Origin of the sequence: Pseudomonas sp. (assembly GCF_049590575.1) — a bacterium.
Lineage (GTDB): Bacteria > Pseudomonadota > Gammaproteobacteria > Pseudomonadales > Pseudomonadaceae > Aquipseudomonas.
In genome coordinates this window covers 1-8,576 of the sequence record NZ_JBAWDE010000232.1, presented here as the reverse complement: position 1 = coordinate 8,576, position 8,576 = coordinate 1, and the positions used below count along the sequence as shown (strand labels likewise).

Annotated in this window: 9 protein-coding genes; 6 read left to right on the top strand and 3 right to left on the bottom strand. The window is 62.8% G+C overall.

The window, feature by feature from the left end; translation table 11 throughout:
* Positions 1-97 precede the first annotated feature (97 nt).
* The 3 genes from tssK to tagH are packed head-to-tail and all read right to left on the bottom strand — an operon-like array spanning position 98 to position 3,349.
* The gene (tssK, locus tag WBR57_RS16155; RefSeq protein WP_424084679.1) at positions 98-1,432 is read right to left on the bottom strand and encodes a type VI secretion system baseplate subunit TssK; all 1,335 of its coding nucleotides are present in this window, start codon (positions 1,430-1,432) and stop codon (positions 98-100) included.
* 18 nt (positions 1,433-1,450) lie between these two features.
* Complete coding sequence (gene tssJ / locus WBR57_RS16150; RefSeq protein ID WP_424084678.1) at positions 1,451-1,960, bottom strand: type VI secretion system lipoprotein TssJ; 510 nt, start codon at positions 1,958-1,960, stop codon at positions 1,451-1,453.
* A gap of 54 nt (positions 1,961-2,014) precedes the next feature.
* Entirely contained in the window at positions 2,015-3,349 is a 1,335-nt protein-coding gene (gene tagH / locus WBR57_RS16145) for a type VI secretion system-associated FHA domain protein TagH (RefSeq protein ID WP_424084677.1), read from the bottom strand.
* Positions 3,350-3,742: 393 nt separating this feature from the next.
* Between tagH and tssA the strand changes: the two genes are divergently transcribed.
* The 6 genes from tssA to WBR57_RS16115 all read left to right on the top strand — a co-directional run.
* A complete protein-coding gene (gene tssA, locus WBR57_RS16140) occupies positions 3,743-4,762 on the top strand; it encodes a type VI secretion system protein TssA (protein ID WP_424084676.1) in 1,020 nt (339 codons plus the stop codon).
* 54 nt (positions 4,763-4,816) lie between these two features.
* Positions 4,817-5,323: a type VI secretion system contractile sheath small subunit gene (tssB, locus tag WBR57_RS16135; RefSeq protein WP_010168268.1), complete on the top strand. Its 507-nt coding sequence runs from the start codon at positions 4,817-4,819 to the stop codon at positions 5,321-5,323.
* 2 nt (positions 5,324-5,325) lie between these two features.
* A complete protein-coding gene (gene tssC / locus WBR57_RS16130; RefSeq protein WP_424084675.1) occupies positions 5,326-6,822 on the top strand; it encodes a type VI secretion system contractile sheath large subunit in 1,497 nt (498 codons plus the stop codon).
* 150 nt (positions 6,823-6,972) lie between these two features.
* Positions 6,973-7,461, top strand: coding sequence for an Hcp family type VI secretion system effector (locus WBR57_RS16125; RefSeq protein ID WP_017735732.1), 489 nt, complete (start codon positions 6,973-6,975; stop codon positions 7,459-7,461).
* 78 nt (positions 7,462-7,539) lie between these two features.
* On the top strand, positions 7,540-8,055 hold the full coding sequence (gene tssE, locus WBR57_RS16120) for a type VI secretion system baseplate subunit TssE (RefSeq protein ID WP_005792513.1): 516 nt from the start codon (positions 7,540-7,542) through the stop codon (positions 8,053-8,055).
* Positions 8,052-8,576: type VI secretion system baseplate subunit TssF (locus WBR57_RS16115; protein ID WP_424084674.1), on the top strand; the 525-nt coding region annotated here is incomplete at its 3' end. The genes tssE and WBR57_RS16115, both read left to right, overlap by 4 nt.

Below are 8,576 nucleotides of genomic sequence, written 5' to 3'. Positions count from 1 at the left end.
ACAGCGGGGCCGGTTCGGCACGCGCAGGTTCCGGCGCACGGCCACCCGGGCGCGGCATGAACTGGGTGCGGTCATCATCATTGGGATGCATCGCGGATTATCCTCGGATCGCCCAGAAGGCCAGGTTCAAGCCCGGGAACTGCCCGGCGATATGGAAGGCAAAACCACCCGAGTTATGCAGTTGCTGCCAGTGCTCGCTGCCCCGGTCCAACTCGTAATAAGTGCTGCCTGCGTGGTACGGGATCTGCCGTGGCGCGACCGGCAATGGCAGCAGGCCGATGCCCGGCAGTTGCAGGTTGACCATGTCGCGGATGTGCTCCACCGAGCCGACCTTGCTCTGCTGGCCGAAGCGCGCGCGCAGGGTTTCGCCAGGCACGTCGGCGCGTACCACGAGGATGAAACTGGCGCTGTCGAGCAGGGTTTTGTCGGCGAGCATCGCCACGTGAATGCCATAGGCTTTCTCGACAATCGGGATCGGCGTGGCCTTGCTGTCGATCAGCATCGACAGCGCCTCGCGCAGCGCCGCCATCACCGGGGTGAAGCTCAGAGCCAGGTCGTCGTGCTGGTACTGCGGGTATTCCTGGGGCCGACGGCCTGCGGTGGAAAAGGTCGAGAATTCGCCGGCCAGGCTGACCAGTTCGCTGAAGAAGCGCTCCGGGTGCAGCGGGCTCAACTGGCTGAAATGCTGGAGCAGCGGCTGCGCGCGGTTGACCAGTTGCAGCAGCATGAAGTCGGCAATTTCCGACGCACCACCGGCACCCGACGCGACCACGCGGCCCGCCAGGGCTTCGCCGCGCTGGTGCAGCAGGCCGAGCAGTTCGCTGCGAAACGCCGTCAACGGTTTGCTCGCGGCCACGTCCAGCACCGGCGGGATGTACGTTTCATCGAGCACCAGCGCGCGGTCGGCGCGTTTCTCCTTGATGCGCACCAGGCCGATGGCGGCGTAATCGCTGATGCCATCCTGGGCGGTCAGCAGGCGCAAAGCGCGGGAACCCACGGCCACCGGTGCACGGTTTTCGAACGGGGCATTGTCGTCGCGCACTTCGCGCACCTGGCTCACGTACCGCGCGGCGCCAAGGTCTTCGCCATCGTCAACGGTGTCGCGAGCACCCGCACGCTTGAGCGGCAAGGCCAGGTACACCAGGCCGTCGCGCAGGTTGTCGTCGATGTTCAGCGGGCTCGGCGCCAGGTCGTCCTGGGGAATATTGAACGGTGTGCCGTCGGGCAACAGGCCGCGTGCCGAGACGATTGCCAGCTTGCCCTGGGCCAGCAGGCCCTGGTCGATCAGCAACTCGGAAAACCCCCAGGCACCGGCCGACAATGGGCGGCTGCGGGCGTCGATCAGGTTTTCCAGGTAACGGTCATGCTGCTGGAAGTGCTGCGTTCCAATGAACATGCCTTCCGACCAGACCACGCGATTGTTCCAGGACATGGGGGCTCCGATTGCTTCTTATTGGGCAGGGCTGGATGGGGTGACCACGACGTCGGCGCGCACGGCACGCACATCGAGGCTGATCTGGTATTCGGTGTATTGGCGCGGCGGCACGTTGATCACCGTGCGCCATTGCGCGCGGTCCAGTTCGCGGTAACCCACCAACAGCCCGATCTGGCGGGTGGACGGGTCGAGGTCGCGCTGGATGCTCAGTTGCTGGCCGGGTTGCACCATCACTTCGTCCTGGTCCAGCAGGTCCAGGCCGAGGGTGGATTGCGCGCGGTCAGCCAGAGCGAAGTAATCGGAGCGGCCAAAGGTGGCGGCGTTTTTCAGTTCGAAGATGCGTACCCGCACCGGCGCGGCATGGCCGTTGGCACCGGGGTTGAGCCCGGCAATCGCGTGGAAGTGCAACTCGACGGCGGCGGTGTCCGCATCAGCCTCGACGGCGGCGTCGGGTTTGGCAGCATCCTTGGCACACGCCGTCAGCAGCAGCGCGGTGGCGGCTGCGAGTAAAAACCTGGGAATCATCCTGCGTCCTCAATGACGTACTTAGCTATCCGTTAATCCATGTAATGCGCGTTGTCAGCGCCGTTGGCGTGCGCTGTGTTCTTCATAGGCCCGGCTGAATTCGCGGCCGAACAGGTCCTGGAAATCTTCCTGGGCCTCGCGGGAAATATTGCTGTAAAGCTCGGTGAACTGCTGCCAGTACTGCGCCTGGCGTGAACCGTTGAAAATGCTCGAGAGCCCGCCGGGCTTGCCCATGCGCTCTTCCAGTTGGGCTGGTTCAAAGCGCGTGAGCAGGTGTTTGATCGCCGCTTCCACGCCGGCCATAACGGCCAGTTGGTGGGCGCGCAGGTCGTCGAAACTGTCGCGCACGGCAATGTCCGGCGCCATAAACGCTTGGTTTCCATGGCGCAGCAGCAGCAGTAATGCCTCGTCGGCATTCGGCGCGAATTTCAACGGATTGTTTTCGGCGGGCTGGATCATCGTCTGCTGCATGCGGAACTCGCCCTTGAGGCTGGCGCGGGCACGCAACACATCGATCAGGCCTTCGACCATCAGCCGGTAGCTGCGCCCGATGTTTTCCATCTGCGCCTCGGCCTGGGCTTTGTCCAGGCGCAATTGGTCAAGGCCGGCGCCGCGCAGGAAGGCTTGCAGCAGGTCGGCTTGCGGCGAATTATCAGCCACGGGGAGCACTGGCTCGACCACGGGTGGCGGCTGGATGACCGGCGCGGGCGGTGGTGACGGCGGCGGCGCGCTGACAATGGGCGGCGGCGTATCGCCAAACAGGTCCCAGTCTTCGGGAATCACCGAGCTCGACACCACCGGTTGCTCGACCACGGGCACCGCCACCGGGGTCGGTGGACGGAAGTCGTGTTGCTCGGAAGGCACGTGGTCCGGCACGGTCGGCGGGGGCACGGCGGTAGGGCTGAGGAAGTCGAACAGGTCGGGCAGCGTGTCCATCGACGAGGCACCGTGGAACTGCGGGGCGATCACCGGCGCTTGCGCGGGCTTGTTCGCCACCGCGCCCATCAAGGCTTCAAAGCTGTTCGGCGATTCGCCGTCAAACGGCTGGCTGTCGACAGCCTGCACGTTGAAATCGATACGCGCCTGGATCTCGTAATCGCCGATGCGGATCAACTCGCCATCCTGCAGCGGCTCGCTGTTACCTCTGCGCAAACGAATAGCCGCGTTCACCAACTCCACGCCATTTGTGCTGGTATCGGTTAAATAATAACGGCCATCTTTGTATTGAATAACGCAATGTTGCGAAGACACCAGGCGCTCGGGATCAGGCAACACCCAGTCATTATCCGAGCTGCGGCCGATCGCCATCGAGCCCTGGTTCATGGACTTTTCCGAGCATTGCCCGGGGGTGATCTTGTGATAACTAGTGATAGTCAAACACAGCGACATCTTGCCTCCTTGCTGATACTTCGCGCGCAGTCGATTCCCGGGACAGCGGTTCCCGAGCGCCCCCATCAGGTCGTGCAAGCGACCTTCCACTGCCTGGTTTTGTCAGCATGATCGCTGATCTTAACTGGGCTGCATGACAAAAATCCTATCCCGGTGTGCCGTTCGACCCACCAGTCGCGCAGGTTGTTAAGCACCGCACATCTGTCACAGAGGGCGAATAGCTTACCTTGACAACGCCTAACTACTACACCAAAAATGCACAACTTCTTGCATTGCATTGCTGGCACATTAGTGGCATTGCGCTTATATGACCAAGAAAACATGCAAAGTTCCTCGCGCAACTAATGCATGCATTGCCCGCCATCTAACGGGCTGATAGGGAGATCAATTTCAGTGGATGTGCCGTTGCTGCTCACCGCCGTTTCCGCGACTTCGCCCTGTGGCGAAGACATGGAATATGACGCGGACTTTCTCCATCTGGAGCGTGCCGCCAAAGGCCAGCCCGAGCGCAGCATGGGCGATGCGATCCTGCCTGCCGAACCGCCGGAATGGCGCAGCATCCAGCAGCAAAGCCTGGATTTGTTGCAGCGCAGCAAAGACCTGCGCATCACCCACTTTCTGTTGCAAAGCGCCCTCGCCCTGCAGGGTGTGGCCGGGCTGGCCGACGTCCTCACGCTGATCAACGCGCTGCTGCGTGAATACTGGGCCGACCTGCACCCGCGCCTGGATGCCGACGACAACAACGACCCCACCGTGCGCATCAACGCCCTGTCCGGCTTGACCAGCGACGCGACCATTCGCCTGCTGCGCGAAAGCATCCTCACACGCTCGCGCACCTTCGGCCCGGTGAGTTTGCGCGCCGCGCTGAACGCCAGCGGCCTGATGAGTTTCCCCGACGAACACCTTGGTGCCCAGCAGCTCAACGCGGCGTTTCTCGACAGCGATCCCGAGCAACTGCAGGCCACTCGCGATGCCTTGAGCGCCGCACGCGCGGCCTGCGAAGCCATCGAACAACAGGTCAGCGACCAGGTCGGTTCGGCCCAGGGCGTGGACCTCAGCCTGTTGAAGCAACCGCTCAAGCAGGCGCTGCAAATCCTCAATCAAGCCGTGCCCGACACGGCCGGCAGCAGCGAACCCGAGGCCGTCAGTGACGACAATGCCCCCTCGGTCGACTTCGCCGCCGCCCCCGCAGCACCGCGCCCGACCGGCGATATCGCGACCCGTGATGACGTGCTGCGCAGCCTCGACAAGATCCTTGCGTACTACACCCGTCACGAGCCTTCGAGCCCGCTGCCGGTGCTGTTGAACCGGGCGAAAAATCTGGTGCACGCCGACTTCGCGGCCATCGTGCGCAATCTGATTCCCGACGGCATGTCCCAATTTGAAAACCTGCGCGGCCCGGACGGCGAGTAAGCCACCCGATCGTGCAGTAACAACACCGTCGCTCAAGCGACCAGGAGCAGCAACGTGGCGAAGCAAAGTTCTCAGAAATTCATCGCGCGCAACCGCGCGCCTCGAGTGCAGATCGAGTACGACGTCGAGCTCTACGGCGCCGAGAAAAAGGTCCAGCTGCCCTTCGTGATGGGTGTGATGGCCGACCTCGCCGGCAAGCCTGCCGAGCCTCTGGCGCCCGTCGCCGACCGCAAGTTCCTTGAAGTGGACGTCGACAACTTCGACTCGCGCCTCAAGGCCATGCAACCGCGCGTGGCGTTCCACGTCCCCAACGAGCTGACCGGCGAAGGCAACCTGAGCCTGGACATCACCTTCGAAAGCATGGACGACTTCAGCCCGGCCGCCGTGGCCCGCAAGGTCGACTCGCTGAACAAGCTGCTCGAAGCCCGCACCCAATTGGCCAACCTGCTGACCTACATGGACGGCAAGACCGGCGCTGAAGAAATCATCATGAAGGCAATCAAGGACCCGGCACTGCTTCAGGCACTTGCCAGCGCGCCTAAGCCAGCAGGGGACCAGTAATCATGACTGACACTACCGCCCGCGAAGGCGCCCAGAACCTGGGCGCAACCGAAGAGACCAGCGAGTTCGCTTCGCTGTTGCTGCAAGAATTCAAGCCGAAGACCGAGCGTGCCCGCGAAGCCGTGGAAACCGCCGTGCGCACCCTGGCCGAGCAGGCCCTGGCGCAAACCGACCTGGTGTCCAACGACGCGATCAAGTCGATCGAATCGATCATCGCCGCCATCGACGCCAAGCTCACCGCCCAGGTCAACCAGATCATCCACCACCAGGATTTCCAGCAGTTGGAAAGCGCCTGGCGTGGTCTGCACTACCTGGTCAACAACACCGAGAGCGATGAGCAGCTGAAGATTCGCGTGCTCAACATCTCCAAGCCGGACCTGCACAAGACCCTGAAGAAATTCAAGGGCACCGCGTGGGACCAGAGCCCGATCTTCAAGAAGATGTACGAAGAAGAATACGGTCAGTTCGGCGGCGAACCTTACGGCTGCCTGGTGGGCGATTACTACTTCGACCAGTCGCCACCCGACGTGGAACTGCTGGGCGAGCTGTCCAAAGTCTGCGCCGCCATGCACGCCCCGTTCATCGCTGCGGCCTCGCCGACCGTGATGGGCATGGGCTCGTGGCAGGAACTGTCGAACCCACGCGACCTGACCAAAATCTTCACCACCCCGGAATACGCCGGCTGGCGCTCGCTGCGTGAATCGGAAGACTCGCGCTACATCGGCCTGACCATGCCGCGCTTCCTGGCGCGCCTGCCGTATGGCGCCAAGACCGACCCGGTGGAAGCCTTCGCCTTCGAAGAAAACACCGACGGCGCCGACAGCTCCAAGTACACCTGGGCCAACGCCGCCTACGCAATGGCCGTGAACATCAACCGTTCGTTCAAACACTACGGCTGGTGCTCGCGCATCCGCGGCGTGGAGTCCGGCGGTGAAGTGGAAAACCTGCCGGCCCACACGTTCCCTACCGATGACGGTGGCGTGGACATGAAGTGCCCGACCGAAATCGCGATCAGCGACCGCCGTGAAGCGGAACTGGCGAAGAACGGTTTCATGCCGCTGCTGCACAAGAAAAACACCGATTTCGCCGCGTTCATCGGCGCGCAGTCGTTGCAGAAACCGGCCGAATACGATGACCCGGACGCCACCGCCAACGCCAACCTGGCCGCGCGCCTGCCCTACCTGTTCGCCACCTGCCGTTTCGCTCACTACCTGAAGTGCATCGTGCGCGACAAGATCGGTTCCTTCAAAGAGAAGGACGAAATGCAGCGCTGGTTGCAGGACTGGATCCTGAACTACGTCGACGGCGACCCGGCGCACTCCACCGAAACCACCAAGGCCCAGCACCCATTGGCGGCCGCCGAAGTGATCGTGGAAGACGTCGAAGGCAACCCGGGTTACTACAACTCCAAGTTCTACCTGCGCCCGCACTACCAGCTCGAAGGGCTGACCGTGTCGCTGCGCCTGGTATCGAAGCTGCCTTCGGCGAAAAGCGCGTAACCCACGGATGAGCTAGCTCTTCTGTGGGAGGGGGCTTGCCCGCGATGGCATCGACGCGGTCTGACTGAAAGACCTTGTCGCCTGCATCGGGGGCAAGCCCCCTCCCACAAAAAACCAAATCGAGTGGCACGCGCCACACAGGGAGAAAACATGGCTGTTGATATTTTCATCAAGATCGGCGACATCAAGGGCGAGTCCATGGACAAGGCCCACAAGGACGAAATCGACGTGCTGAACTGGAGCTGGGGCATGGCCCAGTCCGGCAACATGCACGTGGGCGGTGGCGGCGGTGCGGGCAAGGTGAATATCCAGGACCTGTCGCTGACCAAGTACGTCGACAAAGCCTCGCCGAACCTGATGATGCACTGCGCCAGCGGCAAGCACATCGATAAGGTCAAGCTGACCGTGCGCAAGGCCGGTGGCGAAAGCCAGGTCGAGTACATGGTGATCAACCTGGAAGAAGTGCTGGTCACGTCCCTGAGCACCGGCGGTTCGGGCAGCGATGATCGCCTGACCGAGAACGTCACCCTGAACTTTGCCCAAGTGATGGTCGACTACCAGCCGCAGAAAGCCGACGGCACCAAAGACGGCGGCGCGATCAAGTTTGGCTGGAACATCCGTTCCAACACCAAACGCTGATAGCCCTTGTGGCCATGGCCTCGCGCCATGGCCACAGGCCTTGTGTTCCTCTCGCACCCCGTCCGTGGAGCTGCTTTGGTGGTAACTGAAATCGCTTCCCGCGACCGTCTGCAACCGTCCCTGCTGGACCGGTTGACCGACGACGATCCAACCAATCCCAAGGAAAGCGCCGACAAACGCGTGCTGTCCCTGACCCAATTGAAAGCCTCGGTGCTGCGCGACCTGGCGTGGCTGCTCAACACCACGTCGTTGTTGGATGCCGATGCCACGCTGCACACCCCGGCCGGGACCTCGGTGGTCAATTACGGCCTGCCGGCCCTCGCGGGCAACAGCGTTTCCAGCGTGGACATCAAAGCCCTGGAAGCCCTGATCTACCAGGCCATCGCCACCTTTGAACCACGTATTTTGAGGCATACCTTGCGCGTCAAAGCCCGCGTCGGCCATGGCGAAATGAACCATAACGCGCTGAGCTTCGAGATCGAAGGCGACCTGTGGGCGCAGCCGGTGCCGTTGCGCCTGTTGCTGCAAACCGACCTCGACCTGGAATCCGGCCACGTGCGCGTGGTCAATGCCGATCAGCGGAGACGCCCATGAACCCGCGCCTGCTGGAGCTGTATAACCAGGAACTGCACCACGTGCGCGAAAGCGCCGCCGAGTTCGCCAAGGAATACCCGAAGATCGCCAGTCGGCTGACCCTGTCCGGCATGGACTGCGCCGACCCGTACGTCGAACGCCTGCTCGAAGGCTTTGCCTACCTGACTGCCCGCGTGCAGCTCAAGCTCGACGCCGAGTACCCGACCTTCACCCATAACCTGCTGGAAATCGCCTACCCGCACTACCTCGCACCGACCCCGTCGATGACCGTGGTGCAGTTACAGACCGACCCCGACGAGGGCTCGCTGGCCAGCGGCTTCCCGCTGCCGCGCGACACGGTGTTGCGCGCCGCGCTGGGCCGCGAAACCCAAACCTGCTGCGAGTACCGCACCGCACACCCGGTGACGCTATGGCCGTTGCAGGTCAGTCATGCCGAGTATTTCGGCAACCCCGCCGCCGTACTCGGGCGCCTGGCCGCCAGCGAGCCGAAGGCCAAGGCCGGCTTGCGCCTGACCCTGCGC